At 63.1% G+C, this 16100-nt stretch carries 15 protein-coding genes; 5 read left to right on the top strand and 10 right to left on the bottom strand.

Annotated elements, in window-relative coordinates:
• Positions 1-24 precede the first annotated feature (24 nt).
• Positions 25-1695, top strand: a complete 1671-nt coding sequence (recN, locus tag B5M07_RS11255; protein WP_120351368.1) for a DNA repair protein RecN — start codon at positions 25-27, stop codon at positions 1693-1695.
• Between the two features lie 62 nt (positions 1696-1757).
• Positions 1758-3443: a chloride channel protein gene (locus B5M07_RS11250; protein WP_067941358.1), complete on the top strand. Its 1686-nt coding sequence runs from the start codon at positions 1758-1760 to the stop codon at positions 3441-3443.
• A gap of 7 nt (positions 3444-3450) precedes the next feature.
• On the opposite strand, the gene B5M07_RS11245 is transcribed toward B5M07_RS11250, so the two are convergent.
• From B5M07_RS11245 to cobT, 3 genes are read right to left on the bottom strand one after another with little or no spacing between them, the layout of a single operon-like run.
• Positions 3451-3795, bottom strand: a complete 345-nt coding sequence (locus tag B5M07_RS11245; RefSeq protein WP_120351367.1) for a DUF427 domain-containing protein — start codon at positions 3793-3795, stop codon at positions 3451-3453.
• Positions 3796-3828: 33 nt separating this feature from the next.
• Positions 3829-5619 carry an aminopeptidase P family protein gene (locus B5M07_RS11240; RefSeq protein ID WP_120351366.1) on the bottom strand — a complete coding sequence of 597 codons (1791 nt, stop codon included), beginning with the start codon at positions 5617-5619 and terminating at the stop codon, positions 3829-3831.
• Positions 5620-5661: 42 nt separating this feature from the next.
• Positions 5662-7536, bottom strand: coding sequence for a cobaltochelatase subunit CobT (cobT, locus tag B5M07_RS11235; RefSeq protein ID WP_120351365.1), 1875 nt, complete (start codon positions 7534-7536; stop codon positions 5662-5664).
• 215 nt (positions 7537-7751) lie between these two features.
• Here cobT and B5M07_RS11230 point away from each other — a divergent pair, with 215 nt between their 5' ends.
• Positions 7752-8597: a PRC-barrel domain-containing protein gene (locus B5M07_RS11230; protein WP_120351364.1), complete on the top strand. Its 846-nt coding sequence runs from the start codon at positions 7752-7754 to the stop codon at positions 8595-8597.
• Between the two features lie 77 nt (positions 8598-8674).
• Here the strand turns inward: B5M07_RS11230 and cobS are convergent, their stop codons facing one another.
• Positions 8675-9661 carry a cobaltochelatase subunit CobS gene (cobS, locus tag B5M07_RS11225; RefSeq protein WP_067625494.1) on the bottom strand — a complete coding sequence of 329 codons (987 nt, stop codon included), beginning with the start codon at positions 9659-9661 and terminating at the stop codon, positions 8675-8677.
• A 130-nt stretch (positions 9662-9791) separates the two neighbouring features.
• A complete protein-coding gene (locus B5M07_RS11220; RefSeq protein ID WP_067625492.1) occupies positions 9792-10418 on the bottom strand; it encodes a J domain-containing protein in 627 nt (208 codons plus the stop codon).
• 77 nt (positions 10419-10495) lie between these two features.
• Between B5M07_RS11220 and B5M07_RS11215 the strand changes: the two genes are divergently transcribed.
• Positions 10496-10753 (top strand): BolA family protein, encoded by a 258-nt coding sequence (locus B5M07_RS11215; RefSeq protein WP_067625489.1) that lies wholly within the window; start codon positions 10496-10498, stop codon positions 10751-10753.
• A 9-nt stretch (positions 10754-10762) separates the two neighbouring features.
• Here the strand turns inward: B5M07_RS11215 and B5M07_RS11210 are convergent, their stop codons facing one another.
• From B5M07_RS11210 to B5M07_RS11195, 4 genes are all read right to left on the bottom strand, one after another.
• Positions 10763-11272: a DUF4177 domain-containing protein gene (locus B5M07_RS11210; protein WP_120351363.1), complete on the bottom strand. Its 510-nt coding sequence runs from the start codon at positions 11270-11272 to the stop codon at positions 10763-10765.
• A gap of 45 nt (positions 11273-11317) precedes the next feature.
• Positions 11318-11803, bottom strand: coding sequence for a thioesterase family protein (locus B5M07_RS11205; protein ID WP_120351362.1), 486 nt, complete (start codon positions 11801-11803; stop codon positions 11318-11320).
• Entirely contained in the window at positions 11800-13314 is a 1515-nt protein-coding gene (gene gatB, locus B5M07_RS11200) for an Asp-tRNA(Asn)/Glu-tRNA(Gln) amidotransferase subunit GatB (RefSeq protein ID WP_120351361.1), read from the bottom strand. Before gatB ends, B5M07_RS11205 begins: the two co-directional genes overlap by 4 nt.
• 70 nt (positions 13315-13384) lie before the next feature.
• The gene (locus B5M07_RS11195) at positions 13385-14659 is read right to left on the bottom strand and encodes a hypothetical protein (protein ID WP_240791585.1); all 1275 of its coding nucleotides are present in this window, start codon (positions 14657-14659) and stop codon (positions 13385-13387) included.
• A 253-nt stretch (positions 14660-14912) separates the two neighbouring features.
• Between B5M07_RS11195 and B5M07_RS11190 the strand changes: the two genes are divergently transcribed.
• Positions 14913-15653: a transglycosylase SLT domain-containing protein gene (locus B5M07_RS11190; RefSeq protein WP_240791586.1), complete on the top strand. Its 741-nt coding sequence runs from the start codon at positions 14913-14915 to the stop codon at positions 15651-15653.
• Position 15654: 1 nt separating this feature from the next.
• On the opposite strand, the gene B5M07_RS11185 is transcribed toward B5M07_RS11190, so the two are convergent.
• On the bottom strand, positions 15655-16086 hold the full coding sequence (locus tag B5M07_RS11185; RefSeq protein WP_240791587.1) for a hypothetical protein: 432 nt from the start codon (positions 16084-16086) through the stop codon (positions 15655-15657).
• Between the last annotated feature and the right edge of the window lie 14 nt (positions 16087-16100).

Genomic DNA, 16100 nt, shown 5'->3' with positions numbered 1-16100 from the left:
GGGTTGCCCATCCGACGGTTCTAGATGCTGCGCGGACTTGATATTTCAGACATGCTGATCATCGACCGGCTGGAGCTTGGCTTCCAGCCGGGGTTGAACGTGCTCACCGGTGAAACCGGCGCGGGCAAGTCTATCTTGTTGGATTCACTTGGGTTTGTTCTGGGCTGGCGCGGTCGCGCCGATCTGGTGCGCCAAGGGGCAGCACAGGGGGAAGTGACCGCTTGGTTCGATCTGCCGCCCGGCCACCCGGCCCATGCGGTGCTCGAAGACGCGGGTCTGCCTGCCGGGGACGAATTGATCCTGCGCCGCATCAACACCTCCGAAGGGCGCAAGACCGCTTGGGTAAATGACCGCCGCTGCTCGGGCGAGGTACTGCGGCGCCTGTCTGAAACATTGGTGGAACTGCACGGCCAGCACGACGATCGCGGCTTGCTGAACCCGCGCGGCCACCGCGCCATCCTTGACGATTACGCCGGGAATGACCGCGCGATTGCAGCGGTGCGGGAGGCTTGGACGGCCCTTGGTGCGGCGCGCAAAGCGGCCGCCGCTGCTGCCGCCGAACGCGAGGCCATCGCCGCCGAAGAAGAGTTCCTGCGCCATGCGGTGGCGGAACTGGACAAGCTCGCCCCCGAAGCGGGCGAGGAAGCCACCCTCGACACCCGCCGCCGCCAGATGCAGGGCGCCGAAAAAATCCGCCGCGATGTGGTCAACGCCTATGAGTTGTTGGGCCAAGGCGGGGCAGAAACCGCCATGGGCGACGCGCTGCGCTGGCTTGATGGCGTCGCCGACAAGGCCGAAGGCGCGTTGGAAGGTCCGCTTGCCGCGCTGAACCGCGCTATGGTGGAACTGGACGAAGCAATGTCCGGCGTGGCCGATGCGATCGACGGCATGTCGTTCGACCCCTATGAGTTGGAAGCCTGCGAAGAGCGGCTCTTTGCGATCCGCGGCTTGGCGCGCAAACATGACGTGCAGCCCGATGAATTGGCCGGTTTCGCCGACACGCTGCGCGCCAAACTCGATGCGCTTGATGCGGGTGAGGCCGCGCAGGAAAGGTTGGAGAAAGCCGTTCGCGACGCACAGGCGCTTTACGATGAGCGCGCCGAAGCACTGACGACGAAACGCCGCAAGGCCGCGGTCAAACTCGACAAGGCGGTGGCGGCGGAGCTTGCCCCGCTCAAGATGGAGCGCGCGGTGTTCCAGACCCAATTGACCGACGAGCCCGCAGGCCCCGAGGGGCGCGATGCAGTGTCCTTCACCGTGGCGACCAACCCCGGCGCGCCTGCCGGGCCTTTGGGCAAGATCGCCTCGGGCGGGGAACTTAGCCGGTTCCTCTTGGCGCTGAAAGTCTGCCTGACACAAAGCCAATCGGGCCTGACCCTGATCTTTGATGAGATCGACCGCGGGGTAGGGGGCGCCACCGCAGACGCCGTCGGCCGCCGCCTGAAGGCGCTGGCGGCTGAGGGGCAAGTGCTGGTCGTCACCCACTCGCCGCAGGTCGCGGCATTGGGCGCGCATCACTGGCGCGTGGCCAAATCGGTTGCCAAGGGCATGACCACCTCAACGGTCACGGCACTCGCCCCCGAAGAACGGGTGGACGAAGTCGCGCGGATGCTCGCGGGCGATACCATCACCGATGCCGCCCGCGCGGCAGCCGAGGCATTGCTTAACGGGCAACAGGGCGCGACGACTTCTTAAATGGCGGTTTTACCCAAGGTCAGCTTGCCCTAGACAGAAAGGGTCCAACTGGTCCAAGTCCCATGCCTCCGCAAGATAACGCATTCTTTTCCCAACAATTGCATCAGGCGCTCTGCGGCTGCAAGCAGGGCTGGACGGTGCTGCGCACCCGGGGGCCGGGCAAGATCACCTTTTGGTTCATCGCGTTGTTGGTGGGCATTGCGGCGGGCTTCGCGGCCTTGTTCTTTCGCAAAGGGATCAACTGGTTACAGGCCACGCTTTACGGCACGGACGACGTGCAATTTCTGCACAGCTTTCTCGCCGGGTTGCCATGGTATTGGGTGGTGCTGATCCCCACGTTGGGCGGGCTACTTGTTGGGCTGATCCTGCACCGCTTTACCCGCGACGGGCGTGCCCGCAGCGTGGGCGATGTGATCCTCGGGGCCGCCCTGCACGACGGTCGGGTCGAAACTCGCGCCGGGGTGGCCTCGGCATTGGCCTCGCTTATCACTCTCTCGACGGGCGGCTCATCAGGCCGCGAAGGGCCGGTGGTGCATCTGGCCGCCGTGATCTCGACCAAGGTCAGCCGCTTTATCAAGGCCGATGGGATCACCGGGCGTGACCTTCTGGGCTGCGCGGTGGCGGCGGCGGTTTCCGCGAGCTTCAACGCCCCCATCGCGGGCGCGCTTTTCGCGCTCGAAGTCGTGCTGCGGCATTTCGCGGTCCATGCTTTCGCCCCTATCGTCATCGCTTCGGCTGCGGGCACGGTGATCAACCGGCTGGAGTTCGGCGGCTTGACCGAGTTCGTCTTGCCCAGCCTTGGGGATGTGCAATTTTACGTCGAACTGCCCGCCTTCCTGTTGCTGGGGCTGACCTGCGGTCTGGTCTCTGTCGTGCTGATGCGGTCAATCTTTTGGGCCGAGGATTTTGGCAACTACCTGCAAGCCCGGACCGGGCTGGCGCGTTGGCTGCGCCCGGCGGTGGCGGGGGCGATCCTTGGCATCATCGCTCTCTGGTTCCCGCATATCATCGGTGTCGGCTATGAGACGACCTCCCGCGCGCTGGTCGGCGAGCTGGTACTGCATGAGGTGATCATCTTCGCGGTTCTCAAAGTTGCCGCCGTGGCGATCACTTTGGGGGGGCGGATGGGCGGCGGTGTCTTTTCGCCCTCGCTGATGGTGGGCGCGCTCACAGGGCTGGCCTTTGGTTTGATCGCCACCGGCGTGTTCCCTGAGATCTCCGGCTCTTCCTCGCTCTATGCGCTGGCGGGGATGGGCGCGGTGGCCGCCGCCGTGCTGGGCGCGCCGATCTCCACCACGCTGATCGTTTTCGAGATGACGGGCGACTGGCAAACCGGTCTGGCGGTGATGGTTGCCGTCAGCATGTCGACGGCGCTGGCCTCCCGTTTGGTCGACCGGTCGTTCTTCCTCACCCAGATGGAGCGGCGCGGCATTCATCTGGCCGCAGGCCCGCAGGCCTATCTGCTATCGATGTTCATGGTGGGCCGGATCATGCGCCGCCCCGATGACGAAGACGCGGCCTCGGAGGAGGCCTGTTGGGATTTGATCGACAAGGGCACCTATATCGACGGCAGCGCCACGCTAGAGGCCGCCTTGCCGTTGTTCGACCAGACCCATTCCAACTTCATCCCGGTGGTCACCCTCAGCGCCGATGCGCCGCCCGAACTGCTGGGCGCGCTGTTCCACGTCGATGCGCTGAAGGCCTATAATCGCGCCCTCGCCGCCACCGCGGCAGAGGAGCATTCCTGAGCCGCGCTCAGATACGTTCGATGGCGATTTCGTCCATCGGCGTGAAAGCCAGATACCCTTTGATCTCGGCTACATCCGCTTTCGGGTCTTCATAGGACCAGACGGCATCTTGCAAGGTACGGCTCTTGGTCACGACCGAGAAATAGCTGGCGTCGCCCTTGTAGGGGCAATGGCTGGTCTTGTCTGAGCCATCAAGGAAGGCCATCGCGATGTCGCCGCGCGGGAAATAGATGACCGGCGCGTGGTCCCCTTCGCGCAGCTCCAGCGCGTCTGTGGTCTCGCCCAGCACGGCCCCGCCAGCGCGAACAACCCATGTGCCTTGGGCCGGAGTAATCGTAATATGGTCGGACATGCCGTACCCCCCTAGTTTACTGAAATCGGACGCTCATAGGGGCGCCGTTGCCGCATCCAACCACAGTTTTGTAACAGGTGATACCCGCGGCCCGATCTTTTCCGCAACGTCGCGGTGATAGGCGTTCAGCCAATCGCGCGCCGCGGGGCCAAGCGCCTCCACATCAATCAACCGCCGGTCAATCGGCACGAGCGTCAGGGTGCGCCAATCCAGCATCTTGCGATGCACGTCACCGCCGGGCAAGGCGGGGGCCTCCTGCACCACCAAAAGGTTCTCGATCCGAATGCCAAACGCCCCTTCGCGGTAATAACCCGGCTCATTGCTCAGGATCATACCCGGTTGCAACGGCACATGGCTCATCCGGCTCAGCCGCTGCGGCCCCTCATGCACCGACAAGTAAGCGCCAACGCCATGCCCCAGACCATGATCGAAATCCTGCCCCGCCATCCAAAGCGGCAGACGCCCGAGCATCTCGATATCCCGCCCGGCCAGCCCGCGCGGCCACCGCAGACGGCTCATGGCGATCATGCCCGACAGCACCCGCGTAAAGGCGCTGCGCGCATCCTGATCGGGGCTGCCGATGGCAATGGTGCGGGTGATATCCGTGGTCCCGTCAAGGTACTGACCGCCACTGTCGAGCACCAAGAGATGTCCCTCCTGCAGCAGGCTGTCGGTCTCCTCATTCACCCGGTAATGAATGATCGCCCCATTCGCTCCGCTGCCCGAGATCGTCTCGAAACTGATGTCGCGCAAGGACGGATCCCGGCGCCGCAGACCTTCCAACTGCCCCACCACCTGTGTTTCTGTGATCGTGCCGGGAGGCTGCGCATCCAGCCAGGCGAGCAGCTCCGCCATCGCCGCGCCATCGCGCAGGTGCGCCTCCGCCGCGCCTGCAATCTCAGCGTCATTCTTGCAGGCCTTGGGCAGGGCGCAGGGGTCTTCCCCCGCCTGCGCGCGGTCCCCCAGCAGGTCCGCGAACAACACCGGCGCCGACTGCCGATCAAGCCGCACCGGCCCTTCCAACGCGCGCAGGGTATCAGGCAGGCCAGCGGGGTCATGCTGCACCACCTCCGGCCCCAAATGGTCCGCCACATCCGCCAATTTCTCGGCCGCCATAAACAGATCAACCCGCGCGTCGTCATGCAAAACGGCAAAGCCATGAGCCACGGGATTGCGCGGAATGTCCTGCCCGCGAATGTTCAACAACCAGTTGTGGCTGTCGGGAAGGGTGATCAACGCCGCCTTCTGCCCCGCCGCGCGCAGGTCTGCCGCCAAACGTTGCCGTTTGGCGGCATGCCTTTCCCCGGCAAAGCGCTCAGGGTGGGCCGCCACTTTGCCCATCGGTGCCGCAGGTTGGTTCTCCCAAACCCGGTCCACCATATTCTCGCTGCGTCGCAGCTCAATGCCAGAGCCCGCCAGCGCTTCCACCAAAAGGTCCATCTGTCCCGGCGTATGCAACATCGGGTCAAAACCAACCACACCGCCCTCAGGCAATTGGTCCTTCAACCAATCGGCCAAAGACAGCTCGGGCCAAGGCACAGGCGTAAAAACCTCCGCCACCTGCGCCTTGACCTGCGTGCGGTAACGCCCGTCGATAAAGACCCCCGCCACATCCCGCAGTGCCGCACAAAAGCCTGCCGATCCGGTAAATCCCGTCAGCCACGCCAAACGATCATCGCGCGGGGCGACATATTCCCCCTGATGCGCATCGGCGCGCGGCACCAAGAACCCATCCAAGCCTGCCCGCGCCAACTCCCTGCGCAGCGCTTCCAGCCGTGGCGGCCCCTGCTCAGGACGCGCGGTGACCTCGAAACTCTGGAACACACGCCCCTCCTTCATCCTTTTTCAAATACCGATCCCGCAGCTTCAGCCCACGCGACGCATGCCCATGACACGCGCCCGTTTCCGCGGGTCGCTGTCAAAGAGCGCGGCAAGCTGTTCGGTCATCGCCCCGGCCAACTGATCCACATCCGTAATCGTCACGGCGCGGTCGTAATAGCGCGTCACATCATGGCCGATGCCGATCGCCAAAAGCTCCACCGCGCGGCGCTTTTCAACCATCGCAATCACGTCGCGCAGATGTTTCTCAAGGTAATTGGCCGGGTTCACCGAAAGCGTGCTGTCATCCACCGGTGCCCCATCGGAAATCACCATAAGGATCTTGCGCGCCTCATGCCGTGCCAACATGCGCCGGTGCGCCCATTCTAGCGCTTCCCCGTCGATGTTCTCTTTCAACAGGCCTTCTTTCATCATCAAACCCAAGTGGTCGCGGGTCCGCCGCCATGGGGCATCAGCGGATTTGTAGATGATGTGGCGCAGGTCATTCAGGCGTCCCGGCTGGGCAGGGCGCCCGTCATTCAGCCATGCTTCGCGCGCCTGACCGCCCTTCCATGCGCGGGTGGTAAAGCCGAGGATCTCGACCTTGACGTTGCAGCGCTCCAGCGTGCGGGCCAGAACATCGGCGCAGATCGCGGCGATGGAGATGGGCCGCCCGCGCATAGAGCCGGAGTTGTCCAGCAGCAGCGTCACCACAGTGTCGCGGAACTCGGTGTCCTTCTCAACCTTGAAGCTGAGCGGCGTGGTGGGGTTGGCCACGACCCGCGCCAGACGGCCCGCGTCCAGCGTGCCTTCTTCTAGGTCGAACTCCCACGAACGGTTCTGCTGCGCTTGCAGTCGGCGTTGTAACTTGTTGGCCAAACGGCCCACAGCGCCTTTCAGCGGCTCAAGCTGCTGATCCAAATAGGCGCGCAGACGTTCCAGTTCGATCGGTTCGGCCAATTCCTCGGCCCCGATCACCTCGTCATGCTCGCCGAGATAGACGCGGTACTCAGGATCGGCATCAGAGACAGGGGGCGGGGGCGGCGGGTCCATGGGCGCGTCGCCCTCGGGCATATCCGCCTCATCGCCCAACTCTTCATCTGCTTCGTCATCCATCGAGACCTGCGCCTGACTTTCGTCCTGCTGCTGCTCTTGAGAGTTTTCGGGCGTGCCTTCGGCCTCTTCCTCGTCCTGATCGTCTTGACCGGTGCTGTCGGGGTCTTGCTCCTCTTCGGAGCCCTCTTCGGCCTGATCCTCTTGCTCGTCGTCTTGGCTGTCGGGGTCGTCACCCAATTGGTCACCATAGCCAAGATCCGAGATCATCTTGCGCGCCAACCGCGCGAAACCGGCTTGATCGGCAAGGCTGCCGTCGATCCCCTCTAGGGTGCCGCCCGCCTGATCTTCGATAAAGCCGCGCCAGAGTTCCATGGCGTTCTCGGCCCCTGCGGGCAGGGGGCGACCCGTCGCCATATGACGCACCATATAGCCCGCCGCGACAGAGAGCGGCACGTCGCTGGCCTGTTTCGCCTGATCGTAGCCGCGGCGCAGGGCCTCGTGCTTGATCTTGACGTCGATATTGCCCGCGGTGCCGGGCATGTCGCGCGCGCCCATGGCCTCGCAACGGGCGGTTTCCATCGCCTCATAGAGTTCGCGCGCCATGTCGCCTTGCGGGGCATAGCGGGCGTGGGTGGCGGCATCATGATAGCGGCGGTTCAACGCCAGCGCATCGGCGGTGCCACGGGCCAGCAGAACCTCTTCTCGGGTCATCCGGCGGCTGACCTGCGGCAGGCGCATCGCGTCACCGGAAAGCCCTGACGGATCAACGGAGTAGCTGACGTTCAGCTCGGCGTCATCGGCCATCACTTTGGTGGCCTCTGCGAGGGCCTTTTTGAATGCGTCAGCGGGGTTGTCGGATTTCTTCATGAGCCCATGCCTCTGTCAGCTTCGACATGAGGTTTGGCAGGTTTTCGCGGAAGGGTCAAAGGGGCAGGGGCGCGCGGATCAATACGCCAGTTTCCGCCCATAGCACCCGCTGAGCGGGAACCCCCACCCGCAGATCGGCATTTCCCCAGCAGTCGACGCACCAGTGCCTCTCTGAACCCTGGCAGCAACGCGTCTCAGCAAGTAGGAGTAAGGAAATGACCAATTTTATGCAACATGCGAGCCGTCTGGCTATGATCGCAGTTTTGGGGGCCGCGCCTTTGGCCGCCACCGCACAGGATGCGACAAAACCCGCATCAGACGAAGCCACTGCCGAAGCGCCTCAGACCGATGAGGCGACACAGAGCAGCGAGGCCACGGCCAGCGATGATGCGGTAGAGTCCGAAACCGAAACCGACACTGCCGAAGCGCCCGAAGGCGAAGCGGAATTGGAGGCCGACACGGCTGAAGCACCTGAAGCTGACGCCGATAAGGAGGCCGATACCGCAGGGGCACCTGACACGGACGCCGCGACTGACAGTGCCGAAGCACCGGCCACGACTGAGCCGATGACCGAAGACACGGCAGAGGCCCCGGCAACGGAGCCCTTGGGCGACACCGTCGCCCCCGCTGACAAAACCGCCGAGGCGCCGGCAGAAGAGCCTGCAAAGCCGGTTGAAGGTCAGATCACCATGCAAAGCGAGAACACGATCCTCGCCGACGACCTGATTGGCAGCAATGTCTATTCCGACGCAGGTGAAAAGATCGGCGATGTAGATGACCTGATCGTCAATCTTGATGGCACCGTCGAAGGTGTCGTGATCGGTGTCGGTGGTTTCCTCGGCATGGGTGAAAAATGGGTTGCCGTGAAAATGGACAGCCTGTCGACCATGACTGACGAAAGCGGCACGCTGCGTCTGGTATCCTCGGCCACGAAGACCGACCTTGAAGCCGCAGAGGCCTTTAAAACCGCGCAGGATATGGAAGCCGAGCAGCAAGCGCTTGAAAACGCTGCCCCGCAAGACCCCAACGCGGTCACCACTGAGCCCGCACCTGTCAACTAAGTACGGGGCCACAGCCTGAACGATAAAGGGGCGCTGATATCAGCGCCCCTTTATTCTTGGTTGGTGGTGTAAACGGCTTAGCCCAAGCTGAGGCTGGCCGCGCTTTCGGGCAGTTCCTCGTCAAACAGACGCTGGTAGAACTCGGCCACGGTCTGGCGCTCCAACTCATCGCATTTGTTGAGGAAGGACAGCCGGAAAGCATAGCCGACATTGCGGAAAATTTCAGCGTTCTGGGCCCATGCGATCACGGTACGGGGCGACATCACGGTGGACAGTTCGCCGTTCATGAAGGCGGTCCGCGTGAGGTCCGCCACAGTCACCATCTGCTTGAGGGTCTTGCGGCCCTTCTCGGTATTGTAATGCGGGTTTTTGGCCAGCACGATGGCGGTCTCGGCGTCGATGCTGAGGTAGTTCAGCGTGGCCACGAGCGACCAACGGTCCATCTGCGCTTGGTTGATCTGCTGGGTGCCGTGATAAAGCCCGGTGGTATCGCCCAATCCCACGGTGTTGGCCGTGGCAAAGAGGCGGAAATAGGGGTGCGGAGTGATGATCTCGTTCTGGTCCATCAGCGTCAGCTTGCCGTCATGCTCAAGCACGCGCTGGATCACGAACATCACATCGGCGCGGCCCGCGTCATATTCGTCAAAGACGATGGCGGTCGGGTTGCGCAGCGCCCAAGGCAGGATGCCCTCGTGAAATTCGGTGACCTGCTTGCCGTCGCGCAGTTTGATCGCGTCCTTGCCGATCAGGTCGATCCGGCTGATGTGACTGTCGAGGTTGACGCGCACGGTGGGCCAGTTCAGCAGCGCGGCGACCTGTTCGATATGGGTCGATTTGCCAGTGCCGTGGTAGCCTTGGATCATGACGCGGCGGTTGTGTGTGAACCCTGCGAGGATCGCCAACGTGGTGTCAGGATCAAACTTATAGGTGCTGTCGATGTCCGGCACGCGGCTGGTGCGCTGCGGGAAGCCTTTGACGACCATATCGGTGTCGATGCCAAAGACATCGCGCACCGAGAGTTCTTCGGTGGGTTTCATGTCGTGTTCCAGTGCACCGTCGGCCATCGCTCGTCATCCTTTTCCTTAGGCGCGCGGTCGGGGCCGCGCGCGTATCTGGTGCAACATATCGTGCATATCCGCAAGGGGAAGGGGCAACTGGCATTATCCGCAACCGGCCGCTGGTCCGGTTGTGGGATCAGTCCTTGAAGTTGCGGCTGCCCTTGATTTGATCCCATGCCCAGACGACCAGCTGCAACTGCTCTTCCTGACTGCGGTCGCCGCCGTTCATATCGGGGTGCAGTACTTTGATCAGCGCTTTGTAGGCTTTGCGGACCTCGGGTTTGGTCCATGTGTCCTTGGCTTCGAGAATCTCGATCGCGCGGCGCTCGGTCGGGGGCAGGCGGCGGCCCGCTTGCTGGCCCTTGCCGGGGTTCTGGGTCGCGTTCTTGCCCAAAACCTGATGCGGGTCTTCGATGCCGAGGCGGGCCCATGCACGCTGCTCGGGGTCGCCGAGCGGCTTGGTGGCGCGTTCCCAGACCTTGTCCTTGGACATCTGAGCGTTCAACTCGGCTTCGGTGGTGCCGTCAAAGAAGCTCCACTTCGCGTTGTATTCGCGGACGTGTTGCTGGCAGAACCAGAAGTAATCATCGAGCACATCGGGGGCCTTGGGCGCGCGGAACTTGCCCGGCTCGTCGCAGCCCTCATGGTCGCAAATCCGGGTCGAGGTTTCCGACGCGCCGGACATGCCGCGGCGGCCGCGGGGGTTTTTCTTTTTGGAGGACGACACGGACATGTCGAATCCGAAGGGATCAGCTTTTGGCATGTGGATAGACCTTTCCGACTCAGGCCGGTCACCATATACCCTGCGTCGCAGGATTGAAGGGGGCCGAGGTAAAAAATATGTCGACAACACAAGAGATTTCAGACCGGCTGGAAGCCGCTTTTGCGCCGCGAGAATTGGATGTGGTAGATGACAGCGAAAGCCATCGCGGTCACGCCGGGTTTCAAGAAGGGGGCGAAAGCCACTTCAACGTGCGCATCCGCTCAGAGCGTTTCAAGGGTCAGAACCGGCTGGCGCGGCACCGCGCGGTGCACAGTGCCTTGGGGCCGGATCTGATGGGGCGCATTCATGCGCTGGCGCTTGATCTGGACGAATAAGGCCCGCGTTTAGGGCTTTGACTTATCGTCGGTTTCGTCGGGTTTTTCCGGCGAAGAAACGTCCGGCGCTTGCTCTGTCGCGGTGCCGGAGAGGAACGCAGGTGGCGTTGCCAGCTTGGCGGGTTCCTCTTTGGCGGGCTCCACCTTTGTAGGGGCGTCGTCGTCGGGCGTGATAGAGGCAGGCGCATCGGCCTGAAGCGCCGTCTCGTCGCCCTCAATCGTGGCGGACAATGCAGGCGTTGCAGCGGCGGGGGGCAGCAGATCGCCGTCCTCTGGCTGGCTGCTCGCGCTGGCCAAGCGGCGGAACACCAGCACATTGCGCCACTCGGTGGTGGTCGAGGTCAGGCCAGAGCGTTCTTGCGAGGGCAATGTCTCGGCCCGCTGGTACTCCCAGCCCTCGGCGGCCTGTTCGTTCAGGCACTCTTCCAACGTATTGGCAAAGCGCGCTTCGGGGGCTTTCAGACCTTTGGCTTTCTGCCCTTTGGTGGGGGCGGGAAGGATCTTGTATTCGTAGCGCATAGGGGCCTCGGCTGGGTTGGCGACATGAGCCGCGTCAGGTGAGTTTCAGGCGGATTTGCGGCGGATGCCGATGCGGCGACCGGCCCGCGCCGGTGTGGGCAATTTGGCATGGCTGCGGCGCATCGCGTCAAGACGTGTCAGGATATGCTGCGGCATCGGGGCGACACGCGGGCCGGATTGGTCCACATGCAGCGTTAACCCTTCGGCGGTGGCGGCGAGCCAACCGTCGACGTGCCACAGCTCTTGAAAGCTGTGAAACCGTTTCTCGTCATGGTCGAGCAATTGGAAGGTGGTGTAGACGCGGTCACCCTCATGCAATTCGCGCAGGTAGCAGACGTGGAATTCGGCCACATAGGTGGTGCAGCCCGTGCGTTGATACTCCGGCCCCAGCCCAATGTCGCCATAGGCTTGGTCAACGCCCTGATCGAACAGGACGTTGTAATAGGCCATGTTCAAATGACCATTGAAATCAATCCATTCGGGGAGAACCTTCATCTCGCTCGAACGGAAGGGGGCCGGGGTCTCGCTCATTGCTGGGCGAGCTTGCGCGACACGATTTCGTTGACGGCCTTGGGGTTGGCCTTGCCGCCCGTGGCTTTCATCACCTGACCAACGAACCAACCCGCAAGTTTCGGGTTCTGCTGCGCCTTGGCGACTTGATCGGGGTTGGCGGCGATGATTTCATCTACAGCGGTTTCAATCGCCCCGGTGTCTGTGACCTGCTTGAGGCCCTCAGTCTCCACGATCTCTGCCGGGTCGCGGCCAGTTGTGTAGGTGATTTCAAAGACTTCCTTGGCGATCTTGCCGGAAATCGCATCTGACGCGATTAGATCGACGATGCTGCCAAGCTGCGCCGGGGTGACCGGGCTTTCGGTGATGCCCTTGTCGTCTTTCTTGAGACGCCCGAAGAGTTCGTTGATCACCCAGTTCGCCGCCATCTTGCCATCGCGCCCCTGCGCCACGGCCTCAAAGTAGCCCGCGCTGTCGAGATCGGCGGTCAGCACGGAAGCGTCATAGTCGCTCAGGCCAAAGTCACCGATGAAACGCGCTTTCTTTTGGTCCGGCAGTTCCGGCAGGTTTGCGGCAATCTCGTCCACCCATGCCTGCTCAATCTCAAGCGGCAGCAGATCGGGGTCGGGGAAATAGCGGTAGTCATGCGCCTCTTCTTTGGAGCGCATGGAGCGGGTTTCTTGCTTGTCTGGGTCGAAAAGGCGCGTTTCCTGCACCACTTCGCCACCGGCTTCGACAATCGCGATCTGGCGTTTGGCTTCGACTTCGATGGCCTGCTGGATAAAGCGCATGGAGTTCATGTTCTTGATCTCGCAGCGGGTGCCCAGATGGCTGAAATCCTGTGTCTCTTGGTACTTCTCGTACTGGCCCACGCGGCAGATCGACACGTTCACGTCAGCACGCATCGCGCCGGACTGCATGTCGCCGTTGCAGGTGCCCAGATAGCGCAGGATTTGGCGCAGTTTGCCAAGGTAGGCGGCGGCCTCTTCGGGGCCGCGAATGTCGGGGCGCGAGACGATCTCCATCAGGCAGACGCCGGTACGGTTGAGATCGACGAAAGACATATTCGGGTCCATATCGTGGATCGACTTGCCCGCGTCCTGTTCCATGTGGATGCGCTCGATCCGCACGAGCCGCGCGGTGCCGTCGCCAATCTCGACCAGCACTTCGCCTTCGCCCACGATGGGCTCATAAAGCTGGCTGATCTGATATCCCTGCGGCAAGTCGGGGTAGAAGTAGTTCTTGCGGTCGAAGGCGGACTTCAGGTTGATCTCGGCCTTGAGGCCCAGCCCGGTGCGCACGGCCTGTTCGACGCAATATTCGTTGATCACCGGCAGCATGCCGGGCATCGCGGCATCGACGAAGGCCACATTGCTGTTGGGCTCCGCGCCGAATTTGGTCGAGGCGCCGGAGAAGAGTTTCGCGTTCGACGCGACCTGCGCGTGCACCTCCATCCCGATGACCAGTTCCCAGTCATGTTTGGCACCGGCAATCACGCGCGGTTTCGGGGTGTCGTAACTCAGATCAAGCATCGCGGCCGCCTTCGGTCAATTGGAACTTGGCCGGTCATACTGGAGCGCACCACGCGCTTCAAGAGGCAGGCTAGCCCGGCATGGCAATCTGGCGGCGGCCTTCGGTGAAAATGACCCGTTTGCCCGCTTCGATCTCGCCTTGGAACAGGCCGGTGATGATGCGCATCGCCTCATCCCGGCCCGAGGCGGCAAAGCGCCGGGCGGAGCGGACGCGCAGGTTGTTGTCGAAGCCGCGTGCAGCATGGGCCCATAGCAGCGGGTGCAGTTCCGTCATATGGTCCCGCACGATCCAACGCGCGCAATCGGCGATCTCGGCGCGCACGGCCCCTGCGGCATCTTCGGACGGGGTGGCCTGACCGATGGCGCTGGCACAATAGGCGGCCAATAGGTTGGCGGTGTGCGGATCGGGGCGACGCGCGAGGATATCGCGCAGCCCTTCGATGAAAAACGGTACATCAAGATTGGCACAGGCCCGCGCATCGCAGCTGATCGCATCGAATTGCACCCATGTATAACCGCCCGCGCCCCATGTCTCTTCGGTCCGCGCGGCAGTGCGACGGGCCTCGAGTTCCAATTGGTCATATGAGCCATGCCACCGCGGCAGAAGGTGGTTGCCCATGGCCCGCATGGGGCGCGGGTTTTCGGGGTTCAGGTCGATGAGCCGGGCGTAGCGGTCGGCCACGGCGCGGGCGTCACCGCCGGTTCCCCCCAGTAGGGCACAGTGCGTCGCCGCGAGCAGGGGCGAGGCGGCTGTGTCCTTGTCGAATGGCGCGAGGATTTGCTCCGCGCGTTCAAAATGCGCCGCAAAGGCCGCGTGGTTGCGGGCGGGCACGTCGCTGTCCCAGCCCGTCCCGCGCCAAGCCCAGCCGATGTCCATATGCGCTTGGGCCACGATGGCCGCAATCACGGGGCTTTCGGCATGGTCGGCGAGCACATGTTCCAAGGCTTCGATCCCGGCCATCAGCGGCGCGTCGCTGGCCGGTTTGCCGTCATAGAGCGCATGTTCGGCAGCAAGAATCACATCCGCCCGCGCGCCAAAGGCCATCAGTTCGGCCACCGGCATGGCACCTGGTGTCATTTCGCGGCGCATATCGGCGTCATGCAGCAGGGTTGCCATCTCATCCCAGCGTTCTTGGCGCACCAGCCATTGCGCGCGGTATTGGTGGCGGTCGCGCTGCATCTCTTCGGCGGTGGGGTCGGGGCAGGAAATGCGCAGCAAGGCGTCGCGCGGCGCACGGCGGCGCAGCAGCGGCATTTCCAGCGGTTCAAGCTCGGGCGCTTGGGGCGCGGGTTTGCCAAAGAACCCCTGCAAGGCGGACGGGATCATATGCGAGAGTTTCTTCATCTGGGGCCGGTCCTGCCTGCTATTTATCGATGATTTAGGTTTGACCGGGCAATGGGGCGGAACCGTGTCCGGGGTGCGGAGCTTTCGGGAAAATTCTGCAGCGGGGGCGGGCATGAAAGCGTAACCACAGGCCACAATCTGGCATCTGGGCGGCGCGCTGTTTCCCGATCAGAGGAAATCTGCCGATCCTGCGGGGCCGTCATGCTTGCCAACCGCGCTTTGGGGCGGTCTTATGCGCGCCATGAGACCTGCCATGATTGCCCTGCTGCTCTGCACAAGCCCCACATTGCTTTGGGCCGAGCTTCCCAAACAGCCCGCCCCTGTGGTGGAGGTGGATAACGTGGTGCAGACCGCCGCGACCTCTTTGTCTTTCCCCGATGCGGTGGAGGCTGACGAGGAACCGCCCGCGCTTGAAACCGCGCCGTTCACCACAACGCTGCGCCCGCCTGCGCGCCCGGGCAATCTGCCGCGCACGCGCTGGCAACATATGCGGGGGCATTCGCTTTGGACGCGGGCCGCTATTTCGGCGCTCAAGTCGCATGGCAAGCCTTTGGTCGATATGGTGCCTGCCGATATCGAAAGCTGGTGCCCGGCCTATCCGAACGCATCCGAGAGCCAGCGGCGCGCCTTTTGGGTCGGCTTTATGTCGACGCTGGCGAAACATGAAAGCACCTATCGGTCTTGGGCCGTGGGTGGGGGCGGTCGGTGGTATGGGCTGTTGCAAATCCTGCCTGGCACGGCGCGCGGCTATAAGTGTAACGTCGGCAGCGGTGATGCGCTCAAGAACGGGGCGGCGAATCTCAGCTGTGCCGTGCGGATCATGGCGACGACGGTGCCGCGGGACGGGGTGATTGCCGGAAACGGCAAGCGCGGTGTCGGGGCCGATTGGGGGCCGATGCGCAGTGCGTCCAAACGGGCGGATATGTCTCGCTGGCTTCGGCAGCAGTCCTATTGCAAACCGTTGAACGCGACACGGCCCCGCAGCCGTCCGTAAATCATTGGATCAGCGTGAAGTGGTGCCGCTCTGTGGTGATGCCGCGCGCATGTAGCGCGGTTTCCAGTGCGCGGTGCGGTGGGGTGGCCTCGAAGGGCAGTTTGATCTTGCGGCCCGTCTTTAGAATGACTGTGGCGCGGACCGACATATCAAGCCGAGTATCAAGCCGCACGCGGTCGATCTGCGCCAGTGCTATTTTCGCGTCACGCTTGCCGGTGACCCATGACAGATTGTCGGTGTCTAGCGTCAAGCCGCTGCTCGGATTGGTAAAAAGCTCCCAAAGCGCAGGCAGGGTGAAGAGCCCCAGCAGCCCCACAAGCCAGCCCGAAGCATCAAGCCAGAGCCACCCCGCGCCGAGGGCCGCCCAGATCGCGGGCAACACCAGCAGGGCCGTCCGGCTGCGGGCATGGCGGCGGTAGGTATAGGCCGCCATGCTTTCTGTCTGGG

It is taken from the genome of Sulfitobacter sp. D7 (assembly GCF_003611275.1).
GTDB classification, from domain to species: domain Bacteria; phylum Pseudomonadota; class Alphaproteobacteria; order Rhodobacterales; family Rhodobacteraceae; genus Sulfitobacter; species Sulfitobacter profundi.
The sequence above is the reverse complement of the archived record's forward strand: the minus strand, read 5'-3'. Positions and strand labels throughout refer to the sequence as shown.